Source organism: Streptomyces chartreusis, assembly GCF_008704715.1.
Lineage (GTDB): Bacteria > Actinomycetota > Actinomycetes > Streptomycetales > Streptomycetaceae > Streptomyces > Streptomyces chartreusis.
The window spans coordinates 6,588,925-6,604,191 of the sequence record NZ_CP023689.1 but is presented as its reverse complement, the minus strand read 5'-3'; the positions used below and the strand labels follow the sequence as shown (position 1 = coordinate 6,604,191).

Annotated in this window: 12 protein-coding genes; 4 read left to right on the top strand and 8 right to left on the bottom strand. The window is 71.3% G+C overall.

Features of this window, described 5'->3' with window-relative positions:
• Positions 1 to 43: 43 nt before the first annotated feature.
• The 6 genes from CP983_RS29025 to hrcA all read right to left on the bottom strand — a co-directional run bounded on the left by CP983_RS29025 (position 44) and on the right by hrcA (position 5,332).
• Positions 44 to 598 carry a hypothetical protein gene (locus CP983_RS29025; protein WP_373309813.1) on the bottom strand — a complete coding sequence of 185 codons (555 nt, stop codon included), beginning with the start codon at positions 596 to 598 and terminating at the stop codon, positions 44 to 46.
• A gap of 259 nt (positions 599 to 857) precedes the next feature.
• Positions 858 to 1,250, bottom strand: coding sequence for a VOC family protein (locus CP983_RS29020; RefSeq protein ID WP_107906606.1), 393 nt, complete (start codon positions 1,248 to 1,250; stop codon positions 858 to 860).
• Between the two features lie 17 nt (positions 1,251 to 1,267).
• Positions 1,268 to 2,017: a 16S rRNA (uracil(1498)-N(3))-methyltransferase gene (locus CP983_RS29015; protein ID WP_150502758.1), complete on the bottom strand. Its 750-nt coding sequence runs from the start codon at positions 2,015 to 2,017 to the stop codon at positions 1,268 to 1,270.
• A complete protein-coding gene (locus tag CP983_RS29010) occupies positions 2,014 to 3,099 on the bottom strand; it encodes a nitronate monooxygenase (protein WP_107906604.1) in 1,086 nt (361 codons plus the stop codon). The genes CP983_RS29015 and CP983_RS29010 overlap by 4 nt, the downstream gene beginning before the upstream one ends.
• A 79-nt stretch (positions 3,100 to 3,178) precedes the next feature.
• Positions 3,179 to 4,315, bottom strand: a complete 1,137-nt coding sequence (gene dnaJ / locus CP983_RS29005) for a molecular chaperone DnaJ (protein ID WP_107906603.1) — start codon at positions 4,313 to 4,315, stop codon at positions 3,179 to 3,181.
• Positions 4,316 to 5,332 carry a heat-inducible transcriptional repressor HrcA gene (hrcA, locus tag CP983_RS29000; protein ID WP_030967637.1) on the bottom strand — a complete coding sequence of 339 codons (1,017 nt, stop codon included), beginning with the start codon at positions 5,330 to 5,332 and terminating at the stop codon, positions 4,316 to 4,318.
• Positions 5,333 to 5,496: 164 nt separating this feature from the next.
• On the opposite strand from hrcA, the gene CP983_RS28995 reads away from it, so the two are divergent.
• Both CP983_RS28995 and CP983_RS28990 read left to right on the top strand, forming a co-directional pair.
• Complete coding sequence (locus CP983_RS28995) at positions 5,497 to 6,240, top strand: MBL fold metallo-hydrolase (RefSeq protein WP_125525159.1); 744 nt, start codon at positions 5,497 to 5,499, stop codon at positions 6,238 to 6,240.
• Positions 6,241 to 6,271: 31 nt separating this feature from the next.
• On the top strand, positions 6,272 to 7,081 hold the full coding sequence (locus tag CP983_RS28990; RefSeq protein ID WP_150502756.1) for a DUF3097 domain-containing protein: 810 nt from the start codon (positions 6,272 to 6,274) through the stop codon (positions 7,079 to 7,081).
• 28 nt (positions 7,082 to 7,109) lie between these two features.
• Here the strand turns inward: CP983_RS28990 and hemW are convergent, their stop codons facing one another.
• Together hemW and CP983_RS28980 are read right to left on the bottom strand one after the other, a co-directional pair.
• Positions 7,110 to 8,342: a radical SAM family heme chaperone HemW gene (gene hemW, locus CP983_RS28985; protein WP_150502754.1), complete on the bottom strand. Its 1,233-nt coding sequence runs from the start codon at positions 8,340 to 8,342 to the stop codon at positions 7,110 to 7,112.
• Positions 8,343 to 8,385: 43 nt separating this feature from the next.
• A complete protein-coding gene (locus CP983_RS28980; protein ID WP_150502752.1) occupies positions 8,386 to 10,359 on the bottom strand; it encodes a SpoIIE family protein phosphatase in 1,974 nt (657 codons plus the stop codon).
• A gap of 192 nt (positions 10,360 to 10,551) precedes the next feature.
• On the opposite strand from CP983_RS28980, the gene CP983_RS28975 reads away from it, so the two are divergent.
• Positions 10,552 to 14,631 carry a HAMP domain-containing protein gene (locus CP983_RS28975; protein ID WP_150502750.1) on the top strand — a complete coding sequence of 1,360 codons (4,080 nt, stop codon included), beginning with the start codon at positions 10,552 to 10,554 and terminating at the stop codon, positions 14,629 to 14,631.
• A gap of 12 nt (positions 14,632 to 14,643) precedes the next feature.
• Positions 14,644 to 15,204, top strand: a complete 561-nt coding sequence (locus CP983_RS28970; protein WP_107906597.1) for a response regulator — start codon at positions 14,644 to 14,646, stop codon at positions 15,202 to 15,204.
• Positions 15,205 to 15,267: the final 63 nt, after the last annotated feature.

Here is a 15,267-nt window from a genome sequence, read left to right as displayed (position 1 = left end):
ACAGCCCCTTGGATCACTTGCCCGCGCCGCCCGGGGAAAGCGGTCACTTGCCCTCCGGCCAGCAGTTCGGATGTTCCTTGCAGTAGACGGTCTTCGTGACGGTCACCGTGACGGTGGGCCCGGGCTGCTGTCCGCCGCCGGGGTTCACCGGCGAGGGCGTGGCGTCGCACTTGCCCAGGCCGTTGACGTGGAACCACTCCTTGCCGCCGACCTTGGCGACGAGGTCCCCGCGCACACAGGAGCCGCTGACGGCCCGGGTGATCCGGCCGGTGACGACGATGTCCTTGCCGTCGCCCGTCTCGCCCTCGCAGTCGACCTTGACGACGGTGTTCTCGCTCGCCGTGGCACCGGAGCTCTTGTTGCCGCCGCCGTCGTAGGAGCCGGTGCAGTTGAGCCACTGCACATCGGCCTTCTGCCGCTCCAGTTCCGCGGTCACGGTCTGGTCGGTGGTGAACGCGACGGTCGCGCTGCTCAGTCCGCCCGGGTCACAGGCGCCCAGCCCGCCGACCGCGACCACGGCAAGCCCGGCGGCACCGGCCACCCGCACGCCGCGAGGCCGACGCCCCGCACAACCCCAAACCCTGCTCAATGCCCCCATGGGAGGGCAGCCTGCCACTGTCGCCGCCGACGCGGTAGAGCGCATACGGCCACTCCAGGACCTCGGACATCACAATCGAATGAAGCACCGCGACGGAGACATGTGCCGTGAGGTCCTGAACCTCCGCCTCTCCTCAACCTGCGCGAGCCGGGGGTCGTACGGGCCCTCGTCGACGAGGCCGCGCGGCGCGAACCACTGCCGGGCAAGCGCGAGTTGGACGGCTGGGAGCTGTTCCACGCGGTCGTCGAGACCGTCGAGGTCAGCCGCGCAGCAGCAGCCACTCCTGGAGTTCCACCAGGTTCCCCTCCGGGTCCTTGAGGTGGACGACCCGCATGCGGTCGGTCATCGGGGCGGGGCCGTGCATGAGGGTCGCGCCGCGGGCGGTGATCTGGGCGCAGTAGGTGTCCAGGTCGTCCACGCGCAGGACGACCATGGAGCGATGGCCGGCGGCGTCGTCGCCGAGTTCGCCCAGGGTCTCGGCCATCATGACCCGGTCCTGGAGGGCGATCCCCGCCGAGCCGGTGGCGGGGCTGAACTTCTCGTACGGCCCGTCCGTCGCCCCGGACTGCGGCTTGAGGCCGAGGACGTCGGCGTAGAAGCGGTAGCAGGCGGCGAAGTCGGTGACCAGCAGCCGTACTTGGGCGAGTTCCACGGCGGACGTCCCTCCCGTCAGGACCAGCGGCCGGTGCGGCCGAGGAGCAGTGCCGTCGCCGCGGTTCCGGCGGTGGAGGTGCGCAGGACGGTACGGCCCAGACGGTACGCCTTCGCCCCGGCCTCCTCGAAGAGGGCCAGTTCCTCGGGCGACACCCCGCCCTCCGGCCCGACGACGAGCACGATCTCGCCCTCGGCCGGCAGGTCGGCACTCGCGAGGGCCTCGCTGCCGTAGTCGCGGTCCTCGTGCAGTACGGCGGCGAAGTCGGCGGCCGCGAGCAGCGCCGCGACCTGCTTGGTCGTCGCCGCGTCCGCGACCTCGGGGAAGCGCACCCGGCGGGACTGCTTGCCGGCCTCGCGGGCGGTGGCCCGCCATTTGCCGAGCGCCTTCGCGCCCCGCTCGCCCTTCCACTGCGTGATGCACCGGGCGGCCGCCCACGGCACGATCGCGTCGACGCCGGTCTCGGTCATGGTCTCGACGGCGAGTTCACCGCGGTCGCCCTTGGGCAGGGCCTGCACGACGGTGATCCGGGGCCGCTCGGGGGCCTCCTCGGCCACGGCACCGAGCTCCAGCACCAGCCGGTCCTTGCCCTCGGCCGCCTTGACGACGCCCTCGGCCCAGCGGCCGTGCCCGTCGGTGAGGACGACGTCCTCGCCGGCCCGCAGCCGCTTCACCGAGACGGCGTGCCGGCCCTCGGGCCCGTCGAGCACGAACTCGGCGCCACCGGCCCGCTCCAGCGACTCGACGACGAACACCGGCGCGGTCATCCGGTCGCACCGCCCTTCGGGAAGCCCGACAACGCTGTCGACGCCGCGTCCAATTCCGCGACCAGGACCTCCACCAGCCGCCCGGCGGCGAGTTCGCGGGCCATGCGGTGGCCCTGCCCCGCCCACAGCGCCATGCCCTGCGGGTCGCCGGACGCGGCGGCCTTCTTGCGCAGCGGCGAGGTGAGGTGGTGGACCTCGGGGTAGGCGGCGGGAGCGTACGGGCCGTGCTCGCGCAGGAAGCGGTTGACGAGGCCGCGCGCGGGGCGTCCGGAGAACGCGCGCGTCAGCTCGGTGCGGACGAACAGGGGGTTGGTCAGCGCCTGCTTGTGCAGGGCGTTGGCGCCTGACTCCGGGGTGATCAGGAAGGCGGTGCCGAGCTGGGCGGCGCTGGCGCCGGCCGCGAGGACGGCGGCGATCTGGCTGCCGCGCATGATGCCGCCGGCGGCGACCAGCGGCAGGCTCACGGTCTCGCGGACCTGCGCGACGAGCGAGAGCAGCCCTATGCCGGTGCCGTCGGTCTCGGGGTGGTCGCGGTGGGTGCCCTGGTGCCCGCCGGCCTCGACGCCCTGCACGATCACGGCGTCGGCGCCGGCCCGCTGCACGGCGAGTGCCTCGTCCGGGGTGGTGGCGGTGACGAGGGTGACGGTGCCGGCGCGGCGCAGGGACTCCAGCACCTCGGCGCTGGGCACGCCGAAGTGGAAGGAGACGACCGGTACCGGGTTGTCGAGGAGCACGGCGAGCTTGGCGTCGTAGCCGTCGTCGCGGCCGCTGTCCGGGTCCCCCAGCTCGACCTCGTACCAGGCGGCCTCACCGGCGAGCTGATGGCGGTAGACGTCCACGGCGGCCGCGTCGGCGTACTCGGGCTGCGGCATGAACAGGTTGACGCCGAAGGGGCGCTGGGTCAGTCCCCGCAGCTGCTTGATCTCCTGGTACATCCCGTCGGCGGTTTTGTACCCGGCGGCGAGAAACCCCAGCCCACCGGCCTCGGACACGGCGGCAGCGAGGTGCGGCACGGAGACGCCGCCCGCCATGGGGGCCTGCACGATCGGATGGGGGAAAAGATCGGTCAGCGCGGAGGACATGACGGCATGTTGTCACGTCCTCCGAACAAGTCCGAATCGGCCCTTCCCCTTGCTCCGGGCCGGGACTTCCCCCCACCCGTCAGCGACCGTTGAAGGCGTCCTTCAGCCGCGAGAACAACCCCTGCTGACCGGGTTGGAACTGTCCCTGGGGGCGTTCCTCGCCGCGGAGCTTGGCCAGTTCGCGCAGGAGGCGTTCCTGTTCGGGGTCCAGCTTGGTCGGGGTCTGGACCTCGACGTGCACGATGAGGTCGCCTCGGCCGCCGCCCCGCAGATGCGTGACACCGCGGCCGTGCAGCGGGATCGACTGGCCGGACTGGGTGCCGGGCCGGATGTCGACCTCCTCCATGCCGTCCAGCGTCTCCAGCGGCACCTTCGTGCCGAGGCACGCCGCCGTCATCGGGATCGTCACCGTGCAGTGCAGGTCGTCGCCGCGCCGCTGGAACGTCGAGTGCGGGAGTTCATGGATCTCGACGTACAGGTCACCGGCGGGACCGCCGCCGGGCCCGACCTCGCCCTCGCCGGCGAGCTGGATCCGGGTGCCGTTGTCGACACCGGCCGGGATCTTGACCGTCAGGGTCCGCCGGGACCGCACGCGGCCGTCGCCGGCGCACTCGGGGCACGGCGTCGGGACGACGGTGCCGAAGCCCTGGCACTGCGGGCAGGGCCGCGATGTCATGACCTGGCCCAGGAAGGACCGCGTCACCTGCGACACCTCACCGCGGCCGCGGCACATGTCACACGTCTGGGCGGAGGTGCCGGGTGCGGCCCCTTCACCGTTACAGGTGTTGCAGACGACGGCCGTGTCGACCTGGATGTCCTTCGTCGTGCCGAAGGCCGCCTCGTCGAGCTCGACCTCCAGCCGGATCATCGCGTCCTGGCCGCGCCGGGTGCGCGAGCGCGGACCGCGCTGGGACGCCGTACCGAAGAAGGCGTCCATGATGTCCGAGAAGTTGCCGAAGCCACCGGCGCCGAAGCCGCCCGCGCCCGCGCCGCCCGCCTGGGACAGCGGGTCGCCGCCGAGGTCGTAGACCTGCTTCTTCTGCGGGTCCGACAGCACCTCGTAAGCGGCGTTGATCTCCTTGAACCGCTCCTGGGTCTTCGGATCCGGGTTGACGTCCGGGTGCAGCTCGCGAGCGAGCCGCCGGAAGGCCTTCTTGATCTCTTCCTGCGACGCGTCGCGACGCACGCCGAGCACGGCGTAGTAGTCCGTGGCCACTTACGACTCCGCCAGGATCTGTCCGACGTAACGTGCCACTGCGCGTACCGCTCCCATCGTTCCCGGGTAATCCATGCGGGTCGGTCCGACCACGCCGAGCTTGGCGACTGCCTCGCCGCCCGAACCGTAGCCCACCGAGACCACGGAAGTGGAGTTGAGTCCCTCATAGGCGTTCTCGTGCCCGATCCGCACGGTCATGCCCGAATCCCCGGCCTCGCCAAGCAACTTGAGGAGGACGACCTGCTCCTCCAGGGCTTCCAGGACCGGCCGGATGGTGAGGGGGAAGTCATGCCCGAAGCGGGTGAGATTGGCGGTACCGCCGATCATCAGCCGCTCCTCGTTCTCCTCGACGAGTGTCTCCAGGAGGGTGGAGAGCACGGTCGAGACGGTGCCGCGGTCCTCGATGTCGAAGGCCTCGGGGAGGTCCTCGACGAGCCTTGGCACATCGGTGAAGCGCCGCCCCGCGACCTTGCTGTTCAGCCGTGCCCGCAGGTCCGCGAGCGAGGCCTCGCCGAAGGGCGCCGGGCAGTCGATCATCCGCTGCTCGACCCGGCCGGTGTCCGTGATCAGCACGAGCATCACCCGCGCGGGCGCGAGCGAGAGCAGCTCGACGTGCCGGACGGTGGACCGGGTCAGCGACGGGTACTGCACGACGGCGACCTGCCGGGTGAGCTGCGCGAGCAGCCGTACCGTGCGGGCCACGACGTCGTCGAGGTCGACCGCGCCGTCGAGGAAGTTCTGGATGGCGCGCCGCTCGGGCGGGGTCATCGGCTTGACGCCGGCGAGCTTGTCGACGAACAGCCGGTAGCCCTTGTCGGTGGGGATGCGCCCGGCGCTGGTGTGCGGCTGGGCGATGAAGCCCTCGTCCTCCAGCGCCGCCATGTCGTTGCGGACGGTCGCCGGGGAGACGCCGAGGTTGTGCCGCTCGGTGAGCGCCTTGGAGCCGACCGGCTCCTCCGTCCCGACGTAGTCCTGGACGATGGCGCGCAGCACCTGGAGCCTGCGTTCACTCAGCATCTCGCGCACACCTCCAGAAGTCGTTCCCCTTGACATCTTTCCTGGCACTCTGTCCATCCGAGTGCCAGCCGTCCCCGGCCAGTGTACGGCGGTGGGGTACACCCCGGGCAAGGCCGGGCCAGGTCCGCCGTGCTCGACGCGGGTGTCCCCGCTAGCGTCGCCGCATGACGGTGACTTGGGAAGAGCTGGGATGGGAGCGGCTGGCGTCCGGGGTGGGCCGGTGCCGGCTTCCGGGCTGGGACTGCACGGCGGGGCTGGTCGTGGGGGACGGCACCGCGCTGCTCGTCGACGCCGGGTCGAGCCTGGCGGAGGGCGTTCGGTTGCGTACGCAGGCGCAGTGGCTCGCCGGTCACCGTGTGACTCATCTCGCGCTGACGCATCCCCACTTCGACCATGTCTTCGGGGCGGCGGCGTTCGCGGGCGCGGAGGTCTACGGCCCGGTCGGCATGGACACGGTGCTGGAGGGCCGGCAGGCGCGCGAGGAGCTGCGGGGCGACGCGGTGCGCAACGGTCTGGATCCGGCCGCGGCGGAGGAGGCGGTGGACGCGCTGATCCGGCCCCGTCACCAGGTCAGCGGCGAGTGGACGCTCGACCTGGGCGGCGGCCGCCGGGTCCTGCTGGCGAACGTGGGCCCCGCGCACACCGCGCACGACCTGGTGGTGCTCGTGCCGGGTGACGTCTCGGGCGACCGGGAGGTGGTCTTCTGCGGAGATCTGGTGGAGGAGTCGGGCGAGCCCCAGGCCGGGTCCGACGCGGTGCCCTCGCACTGGCCTGCCGCGCTGGACCGGCTGCTGTCCCTGGGCGGCGAGGACGCGCTGTACGTACCCGGTCACGGAGCGGTGGTGGACGCGGAGTTCGTACGGCGCCAGCGCGACGAGCTCGCGTCGGAATTCGGCGTGTCGCAGTGAGCGCGGGGGTGCTTCTCCTATCGTCATCCGAATGCGCCAGTACTCCCCGGACCTGACCCCGCCCTGGAAGAAGCCCAAGCCCGTCCCCGAGGTACCGGCGGAGCCCGGCCTGGTGGTGGAGGAGCCCGGCACGGGGTTCTGCGGCGCGGTGATCCGCTGCGAGGCGGGCACGGTGACCCTGGAGGACCGCTTCGGCAAGCACCGGGTGTTCCCGCTGGAGCCGCGCGGATTCCTGCTGGAGGGCAAGGTCGTCACGCTGGTCCGCCCGTCGGGTACGGCTCCGGCCCGCCCGACCCGTACCGCCTCCGGTTCGGTCGCCGTCCCCGGCGCTCGTGCCCGCGTGGCCCGCGCCGGCCGCATCTACGTGGAGGGCCGGCACGACGCCGAGCTGGTCGAGAAGGTGTGGGGCGACGACCTGCGCATCGAGGGCGTGGTCGTGGAGTACCTGGAGGGCGTCGACGACCTGCCGTCGATCGTGGCCGAATTCGCACCCGGTCCGGACGCGCGCCTCGGCGTCCTCGTGGACCATCTGGTCCCCGGGACGAAGGAGTGGCGCATCGCCGAGTCGGTGACGAGCGAGCACGCCCTGGTGGTGGGCCACCCGTACATCGACATCTGGGAGGCCGTGAAGCCGTCGGCCCTCGGCATCGAGGCATGGCCCCGCATCCCGCACGGCCAGGACTGGAAGACCGGGGTGTGCCGTGCCTTGGGCTGGCCGTCGGACAACATCGGGGCGGTGTGGCAGGCGATCCTCAAGCGGGTGGGTTCCTACAAGGACCTGGAGCCGGAGCTGCTGGGCCGGGTGGAGGAACTGATCGACTTCGTCACGACACCGGCGTAGGGCGGCCGGGCCGGCCGGGTACGCCCGCTCAGTCCACCAGGTCCCGCACCACCGCGTCCGCCAGCAGCCGCCCGCGCAGCGTCAGGACGGCCTGCCCCTCCTCGTACGGACCGCTTTCCAGCAGCCCGTCCGACAGGGCTCGGCGGGACGCCCGCAGGCCCTCCTCGCGCAGCAGCGCCAGGGGCACGCCCTCGCGCAGGCGGAGCTCCAGCAGGATGCGCTCGACCCTGCGGTCCTCGTCCGACAGGAGTTCACGGCCGGCGCCCGGTGACCGCCCCGCCGCCAGGGCCGCCGCGTACGCGCCGGGGTGCTTGACGTTCCACCAGCGCACCCCGCCGACGTGCGAGTGGGCTCCGGGGCCCGCGCCCCACCAGTCGGCGCCGCGCCAGTACAGCTCGTTGTGCAGACAGCGGGCGGCCTCGGAGGTGGCCCAGTTGGAGACCTCGTACCAGTCGAAACCGGCCGCCGACATCACCTCGTCCGCGATCAGGTAGCGGTCCGCGTGGACGTCGTCGTCCGTCATCGGGACCTCGCCCCGGCGGATCCGGCGGGCCAGCTGGGTGCCCTCCTCGACGATCAGGGCGTACGCCGACACATGGTCGGGTCCGGCGCCGAGCGCCGCCTCCAGCGAGGCCCGCCAGTCGTCGTCGGACTCGCCCGGGGTGCCGTAGATCAGGTCCAGGTTCACATGCTCGAAGCCCGCCGCGCGGGCCTCGGCGACGCATGCCTCGGGGCGGCCGGGGGTGTGCGTGCGGTCGAGGATCTTCAGCACGTGCTGCTTCGCGCTCTGCATGCCGAAGGAGATCCGGTTGAATCCGCCCTCGCGGAGGGTGGCCAGATATGCCGGGTCCACCGACTCCGGGTTCGCCTCCGTGGTGATCTCCGCGTCCGGCGCCAGCCCGAACTCGTCGCGGATCGCCCCCAGCATCCGCACGAGATCATCGGCGGCCAGCAGGGTGGGCGTACCGCCGCCGACGAAGACCGTGCGGACCTCGCGCCGGTCGTCGCCGAGGACCTTGCGGGCCAGGCGGACCTCGTCGACGAGGGTGTCGGCGTAGTTGTCGCGGGACGCCAGCACTCCGCCCGTGCCGCGCAGCTCGGTCGCGGTGTAGGTGTTGAAGTCGCAGTAGCCGCAGCGGGTCGCGCAGTACGGGACGTGCAGATAGAAGCCGAGGGGGCGGTCGGCGGTCCCGGCGAGTGCGGAGGCGGGCAGCGCGCCGTCGTCGGGGACGGGCTCGCCGTCGGGGAGTGCGGAGGGCATGGGTTCCATTGTCCCGTACTGAGCGGGTGTCCCTCCCCGTCGGTCACTCGGCCTGGAGCACCAGCAGCGCCAGGTCGTCCTCGGGCGGGCGGCCGCCGAACTCGTGCACGAGGCGGCGGATCCGTTCCGCGATCAGCTGGGCGTTCAGGCCCGTGCACCCCGCGAGCGCGGTCGCGAGGCCGTCGCCGTCGTCGAACTGGCGGGTACCGCTGCGCCGCTCGGTGACGCCGTCGGTCACGCACAGCAGGGTGTCGCCGGAGCGCAGCTCGAAGGTCTCGCTGGTGTACGTCGCGTCCTCGACGACCCCGAGGAGGGTCTGCGGCTGGGCGGCGGTGTGGACCTCGCCGTCCGCGCCGAGGAGCAGTGGCAGCGGATGGCCGGCGGAGGCGAGGGTGCAGCGGATGCCGCCCTCGAAGGGCGTGAGCTCGCCGTAGAGCAGGGACAGGAACCGGGTCTGCGGGCCGTCGCCGGGCGCCGCCGGGCCGACGAGGGCGCGGGCGGCGGCGTCCGCGGCCTCCGTGGCGTCGTCGAGGAGGAGCTGGTTGAGGCGGTCCAGGACGTCGGAGACGCGGTAGCCCTCGCGGGCGAGGAGCCGCAGCCAGGGCCGTGCGATGCCGATCACCACGGCCGCCTCGGGGCCCTTGCCCTGGACGTCGCCGATGGCGAAGCACCAGCGGCCGTCGCGGGCCGGGAAGAGGTCGTAGAAGTCGCCGCTGGGACCGCCCTTGTCGCACGGCTCGTACACCAGCGCGCTGGCCACGCCGGGGATCTCCGCGACGGCGCCGGGCAGCAGTCCGCGCTGCAGGACCCGGCTGATGGTGGCCTGCCGGGCGTACTGGCGGGCCGCGCCGATGGCGAGGGCGACCCGGCGGCTGAGGTCCTCGACCAGTCCGGTGACCTCGTCGGGGAAGCGCAGGAGGTCGGCCCGCCCGATGACCAGCGTGCCCAGCGGGTGGCCGCCGGCGATGAGGCGGTACGCGAGCGCGGTGCCGTGCTCCTGGCGCCGGCCGAGCGCGTCACCGGGCCAGGGATAGGCGACGGGCCCGGTGCGGTGGTTGTCGGGCGGCAGCGGCGGCTCCTTCTCCAGGGCCCGGCGCAGTTCCTCGATGAGGTTCTCGGAGCCGTGCCAGACCCGGGCGAGCCGGGGCCCGGTCCCGGCGATGCCGTCCACGGCCCAGCCCCCGCCGCTGTCCCCGTCGCCGGAGCGGGCGTAACCCCAGCGCCCGGCGACCTCGTCCTCCAGCCAGACCGCGCACCAGTCCGCGAGCCTCGGCACGATCAGCTGGCCGGCGAGCGCGGCGACGAGGTTCTCGTCGAGCTGCCCGGCGAGCAGGTCGGAGGCCTCGGCGAGGAAGGACAGGGCGCCCCGGTTGAGCCAGTCCCGCTCGCGCTCGGCCCGATGGGGGTACCCCCGCTCGAGCGGATTCGAGAGCGGGGGAGGCTCCGGGGCGAGGATCTCGGCGACCCGCAGCCCGCGCTCCAGCGCGCGTTCCTCGGCGTACGCCTCGATGTCGTCCTTGAGCGGCACCGGGTCCTCGGCGGGCAGCCGCGCCCACACGGTCTTGGCGCCGGTGCGGTAGGTGACGCCCCAGGACTCCGCGAGCCGGGACACCAGCCGCAGCCCGCGCCCGTACTCCGGCGTCTCGTACGGCGCCTCCAGCTCCCCGTCGCGCGGGGCGCGTGAGGGGTGGTGGTCCAGGACCTCGACGAGGAGGGCGCCGTCCTCCTCCAGTCGGCAGCTGAGCTCGACCTCGGTGCCGGCGTGCACGACGGCGTTGGTGACGAGTTCGCTGACGGCCACGACGGCGTCGTCGAGGAGCCGCTCGCTCAGGTGCTCGGTGCCGGGGAGTCCGGAGGAGGCCCAGTCGTCGAGGGCGGCGCGCACGAGGGTGCGGGCGGAGCCCGGGGAGAGGGGGCTGCCGGGGAGGACGGTGCGGGTCTGCGCGCACTCGTTTCCGGGCGCAGGCGCATCGCAGGCACGGGTGATGGTCTCCCGTTGCACCGGAATGGCCCCCATGTACAGCTCCCCGAGCGGTTCGGACGAATACGCCTCAGTCGACGCCGACAGAGTGACAGACTGGCCGCGCCCATAAGCACCGAGTTACCGAAGTGGGCCGCCATGAGTGAGAACAGTGCTACGCGTGTGCTCGAAGAAGGACAGAAAGACGGTCAAATTCGAGCATCGGATCTGCGCCCCCTGCTTGCCGCGATGACCGCGGCCCGGGACGGGGACTTCCGCCGTCTCCCGGAGACCGATGAGGGAGTGGTGGCCGAGCTGACGGCGGTCTTCAACCAGATCATGGACCGCAGTACGCACTTCAACACGGAAGTGCAGCGCGTCAAACGGGAGTTGATCCGGCACGGCAGGCTCGACGAGCGGCTCTCGGCCAGCCCGGGCCAGGGCGACTGGACGACCCGCGTCAACGACGTCAACCATCTGCTCGACGCCCTGGTGGCCCCTGCGGCCAACGCCACGCGCGTCCTTGACGCGGTGGCCGGCGGCGACCTCACCCAGCGCGTCGATCTGCACGACGGCACCCGTCAGTTACGCGGCGACCTGCGCCGTCTGGGCCGGGCCGTGAACAAGATGGTCGACCAGCTCTCCCTGTTCACCGGCGAGGTCACCCGCGTGGCCCGCGAGGTGGGCACCGAGGGCCGGCTCGGCGGACGGGCCAAGGTGACGGGCCTGTCGGGCAGTTGGCGGGACGTGACCGAGGCCGTCAACGCGATGGCGTCCCGGCTGACGGCACAGGTGCGTGACATCGCCGCGGTGACGACGGCCGTGGCCCGCGGCGATCTGACCCGTACGGTCACCGTCGAGGCGACCGGCGAGCTGCTCGAACTGAAGCTGACCGTCAACACGATGGTGGACCAGCTCTCCGCGTTCGCCGACGAGGTCACCCGCGTCGCCCGCGAGGTCGGCACGGAGGGGCAGCTGGGCGGGCGGGCCCAGGTGCGGGGCGTCTCGGGCGTGTGGAAGGACCTCACCGACAACGTCAACTTCATGGCGTCGAACCTCACCTCGCAGGTCCGCAACATCGCCCAGGTGACGACAGCGGTGGCCAACGGCGACCTGTCGCAGAAGATCACGGTGGACGCCCAGGGCGAGATCCTGGAGCTGAAGTCGACCATCAACACGATGGTCGACCAGCTCTCCGCCTTCGCCGACGAGGTCACCCGCGTCGCCCGAGAGGTCGGCACCGAAGGAAACCTCGGCGGCCGGGCCCAGGTGCGCGGTGTCTCCGGGGTCTGGAAGGACCTCACCGACAACGTCAACTTCATGGCGGACAACCTCACTTCGCAGGTCCGCAACATCGCCCTGGTCTCCACCGCGGTGGCCCAGGGCGACCTCGGCAAGAAGATCACCGTCGAGGCGAAGGGCGAGATCCTGGAGCTGAAGTCGACCATCAACACGATGGTCGACCAGCTCTCCGCCTTCGCCGACGAGGTCACCCGCGTCGCCCGAGAGGTCGGCACCGAAGGAAACCTCGGCGGTCAGGCCCAGGTCCGGGGCGTCTCCGGGGTCTGGAAGGACCTCACCGACAACGTCAACTTCATGGCCCTGAACCTGACCTCGCAGGTCCGCAACATCGCCCAGGTGACGACGGCCGTGGCCAACGGCGACCTGTCGAAGAAGATCACCGTCGACGCGCGCGGCGAGATCCTGGAGCTGAAGGACACCGTCAACACGATGGTGCAGCAGCTGCGCGCCTTCGCCGACGAGGTCACCCGGGTGGCCCGCGAGGTCGGCACCGACGGCCGGCTCGGCGGCCGTGCACAGGTGCTGGGCGTCTCCGGCGTCTGGCGGGACCTGACCGACAACGTCAACTACATGGCCGACAACCTCACATCCCAGGTGCGGAACATCGCCCAGGTCACCACCGCCGTCGCCAACGGCGACCTCTCCAAGAAGATCGACGTGGACGCGCGCGGCGAGATCCTGGAGCTGAAGACGGCCATCAACACCATGGTCGACACCCTCTCCTCCTTCTCCTCCGAGGTCACCCGCGTGGCCCGCGAGGTGGGTTCCGAGGGCCAGCTCGGCGGCCAAGCGCGGGTGGAGGGCGTGTACGGCACCTGGAAGCGCCTGACGACGAACGTGAACGAGCTGGCGTCGAACCTGACCACCCAGGTCCGCGCGATCGCCGAGGTCGCCTCCGCCGTGGCCCAGGGCGACATGTCCCGCTCGATCACCGTGGAGACGCGCGGCGAGGTCGCCGAACTGAAGGACAACATCAACCTGATGGTGTCCAACCTGCGCGAGACGACCCGCGCCAAGGACTGGCTGGAATCGAACCTGGCCCGCCTGGCCGCCCTGATGCAGGGCCACCGCGACCTGATGGAGGTCGCCGACCTGCTGCTGCGCGAGCTCACGCCGCTCGTGAACGCGCAGTACGGCGCGTTCTTCCTGGCCGACCCGGACGAGGAGAGCGCCTCGCTGCGCACGACCGTTCCGACCAAGGGGCTCGCGTTCATCGCCGGGTACGGCTCGGCGCAGGGCGCGACCGTCGAGACCGGCGGCCTCCCTGTGCACGGACTGGTCCAGCAGGCGGCACGCGAGAAGAAGCGGATCCTCGTCGAGGAGGCCCCGCCGGACTACATCAAGATCAACAGCGGGCTGGGCGAGGCGGCGCCCACGAGCGTCGTCATCATCCCGATCCTGTTCGAGGACAAACTCCTCGGCGTGATCGAGCTGGCGTCGTTCTCCCGCTTCTCCGATGTGCACCTGGCGTTCTTCGACCAGTTCGTGAACACCATCGCCGTCGCGATCAACACGATCATCGCCAACTCCCGTACGGAGTCCCTGCTCGGCGAGTCCCAGCGCCTGGCCATGCAGCTCCAGGAACGCTCCGACGAACTCCAGATGCAGCAGGCGGAGTTGCAGCGCTCGAACGCCGAGCTGGAGGAGAAGGCGGCGCTGCTGGCGACGTCGTCGCAGTACAAGTCGGAGTTCCTGGCGAACATGTCGCACGAGCTGCGCACCCCGCTGAACTCCCTGCTGATCCTGGCGCGCCTGCTCTCCGACAACCCGGACGGCCATCTCTCCGACCAGGAGGTCCAGTTCGCGACGACGATCCACCGCTCCGGCTCGGACCTGCTCCAGCTGATCAACGACATCCTGGACCTGTCGAAGATCGAGGCGGGCCGGATGGACGTACGTCCGAAGAAGCTGCCGCTGATCAAACTCCTCGACTACGTCCACGCCACGTTCCGCCCGCTCACCCTGGACCGCGGGCTCGCCTTCGAGGTGTCGGTGGGCGAGGACGTGCCGCGCGAGATGTACTCCGACGAGCAGCGCCTCCAGCAGATCCTGCGCAACCTGCTGTCCAACGCGATCAAGTTCACCGCGACGGGCCGGGTGGAGCTGCGGGTGGGCCGGCTGAAGGACCCCGAGCACCACTACGTGCGTGAGAGCGACGAGGTGATCGCCTTCGCGGTCTCCGACACCGGCATCGGCATCGCGCGGGAGAAACTCCCGGTGATCTTCGAGGCGTTCCAGCAGGCCGACGGCACCACCAACCGCAAGTACGGCGGCACGGGACTCGGTCTGTCCATCAGCCGTGAGATCGCGGGCCTGCTGGGCGGCCGTATCGTCGCCGAGAGCGAGCCCGGCAAGGGCTCCACGTTCACGCTGTACGTCCCCGTCGTCAGCCCCGGTCACCCGGCGACCGGGCCGGTGCCCGAGGACCGGCCGCTGCCGGTGCCGGAGCAGCTGTCGACCGAGCCGTACGCGGCCGCCCACGACACGGACGACTCATGGCCCACGCCGACCAAGCTGGAGGCGTGGCAGACCGGCCGGGCGGGCCAGGTGCTGCCGGGCCGGCGGGTGCTGATCGTGGACGACGACATCCGCAACGTCTTCGCGCTGACCCATGTGCTGGGCCGGGTCGGCATGCCGGTGCTGTACGCGGAGAACGGCCGCGAGGGCATCGAGACGCTGGAGCGCACACCGGACGTCGAACTCGTCCTGATGGACATCATGATGCCGGAGATGGATGGGTATGAGACGATCTCCGCCATCCGGCGCACACCGCGCTGGGCCCATCTCCCCATCGTCGCGCTGACCGCGAAGGCCATGCCCGGAGACCGGGAGAAGTCCATCGCCCGGGGCGCCAACGACTACGTTCCGAAGCCGGTGGACGTGGATCAGCTCCTCACCGTCGTCTGCGACCTCCTGGACCCCGAGGTCACGCAGCCGGAGGGCCGTTCCGCCGGCCCGGACGACACCGCAGTACCGGGACCGGACGCTTCCGAGGAGGACGAGGTCCCGCCGACCATCACCGAATGAGGCCACTTCACCATGATCGCTGAGGCAACGACCGACGAGCGTGCCGGCATCCTCCTGGTCGACGACATGGAGGACAACCTGATCGCGCTGGAGGCCGTCCTGGGGTCCCTCAACGAGCCGCTCATCCGCGCGCGTTCGGGCGAGGAAGCCATGAAGGCGCTGCTGCGGCAGCGCTTCGCCCTGGTCCTGCTCGACGTCCGGATGCCGGGCATGGACGGCTTCGAGACGGCCGCGAACATCAAACGGCTCGACCAGACCAAGGACGTCCCGATCATCTTCCTGACCGGCGCTGAGGACGAGCCCGGCTATGCCTTCCGCGGCTACGCCACCGGGGCGGCCGACTATCTGACCAAGCCGTTCGACCCGTGGGTGCTGCGCGCGAAGGTCTCGGTGTTCCTGGATCTGTACCGCAAGAACAGGCAGTTGGAGCATCTGCTCAGCCGCGAGCACATCCAGAGCAAGCAGCTGAGCACCCGACTGGCGGCCCTGGCGGACCAGTTGTCCGACGACACCGCCCCGGACCTGACGGACCTGCGCGCAAGGGTCCACGAGATACGCGGGCTCGTCGGCTAGGGCGGCGCGTCGTGCCCTGAAGGGGCGCGGGGAACTGCGCGACCAGCCACCGCCTACCGGCAG

Bases quoted from the DNA above. Each gene is read 5' to 3' on its own strand.
- hrcA (WP_030967637.1), bottom strand. From the start codon at position 5,332: ATGCTGAGTGAACGCAGGCTCCAGGTGCTGCGCGCCATCGTCCAGGAC.
- CP983_RS29010 (WP_107906604.1), bottom strand. From the start codon at position 3,099: ATGTCCTCCGCGCTGACCGATCTTTTCCCCCATCCGATCGTGCAGGCC.
- CP983_RS28990 (WP_150502756.1), top strand. From the start codon at position 6,272: ATGCGCCAGTACTCCCCGGACCTGACCCCGCCCTGGAAGAAGCCCAAG.
- CP983_RS28975 (WP_150502750.1), top strand. From the start codon at position 10,552: ATGACCGCGGCCCGGGACGGGGACTTCCGCCGTCTCCCGGAGACCGAT.
- hemW (WP_150502754.1), bottom strand. From the start codon at position 8,342: ATGCCCTCCGCACTCCCCGACGGCGAGCCCGTCCCCGACGACGGCGCG.
- CP983_RS28980 (WP_150502752.1), bottom strand. From the start codon at position 10,359: ATGGGGGCCATTCCGGTGCAACGGGAGACCATCACCCGTGCCTGCGAT.
- CP983_RS28995 (WP_125525159.1), top strand. From the start codon at position 5,497: ATGACGGTGACTTGGGAAGAGCTGGGATGGGAGCGGCTGGCGTCCGGG.
- CP983_RS29025 (WP_373309813.1), bottom strand. From the start codon at position 598: ATGGGGGCATTGAGCAGGGTTTGGGGTTGTGCGGGGCGTCGGCCTCGC.
- CP983_RS28970 (WP_107906597.1), top strand. From the start codon at position 14,644: ATGATCGCTGAGGCAACGACCGACGAGCGTGCCGGCATCCTCCTGGTC.
- CP983_RS29015 (WP_150502758.1), bottom strand. From the start codon at position 2,017: ATGACCGCGCCGGTGTTCGTCGTCGAGTCGCTGGAGCGGGCCGGTGGC.